Raw genomic sequence first — 824 nt, forward strand, 5'->3', positions numbered from 1 at the left:
AGCCGCCGCCACGGGGAGCGCCGCGGGCGCACCGCCGGGCCCGCCGGCTCCTGCGGGCCGGCGTCCACCGGGTCGCCCGGCCGCGGCTCGGGCGCGCTCACGCCGACAGCAGGTGCCGGCGGATGGCGGCGGCGTTGGAGAAGATCCGCACACCGAGCACGACGACCACGCCGGTGGACAGCTGCGAGCCCACGCCGAGCTGGTCGCCGAGGTAGACGATGAGACCGGCCACGACGGCGTTGCTCGCGAAGGACGTGACGAACACCCGGTCGTCGAAGATGCCGTCGAGCACCGCGCGCAGCCCGCCGAAGACGGCGTCGAGGGCCGCGACGACGGCGATGGGCAGGTACGGCTGGAGGAACAGCGGCACCTGCGGGTGCAGCAGCACCCCCGCCACCACTCCCACGAGCAGTCCGACCGCGGCGATCACGAGCTCTCCTCCCCCGGGGCGTCAACGGCCGCCGACGCTAGCGCGGGGCCGCGACGCGCAGGTCCACCGAGTCGGCCGCCGGCAGGACCAGCTCCTCGCGGGCGCGCACCGACACCCCGATGCCGTAGTTGTCCGACAGCGCCTGCAGGTAGCTGCCGGCGGGAGAGGCCGCCAGCCGGGTCTGCAGCTGCGCCGGGTCCCCGACGACGAGCACCTCGTAGGGCGGGGACAGCGGCCGGTAGCCGACGAGGATCGCCGCCCCCGCGGAGCGGATCGCCGACAGCGCCGTCAGCCGCTGCCCGCCGATCGACACCGCCTCGGCCCCGGCCGCCCACAGGCCGTTGACGAGCGTCTGCAGGTCCCGGTCGACGACCCTGCCCGCCACCGCCGCGGC

The 824-nt window shown here is 76.3% G+C and carries 2 protein-coding genes; both read right to left on the minus strand.

What is annotated here, in order from left to right; all coding sequences use genetic code 11:
- Positions 1–97: 97 nt before the first annotated feature.
- Complete coding sequence (locus ABEB16_RS21565) at positions 98–430, minus strand: small basic family protein (protein ID WP_345714224.1); 333 nt, start codon at positions 428–430, stop codon at positions 98–100.
- Between the two features lie 37 nt (positions 431–467).
- A partial coding sequence (locus ABEB16_RS21570; RefSeq protein WP_345714225.1) for a DUF881 domain-containing protein occupies positions 468–824 on the minus strand: 357 nt, incomplete at its 5' end.

Source organism: Kineococcus glutinatus (genome assembly GCF_039542765.1).
Lineage (GTDB): Bacteria > Actinomycetota > Actinomycetes > Actinomycetales > Kineococcaceae > Kineococcus_A > Kineococcus_A glutinatus.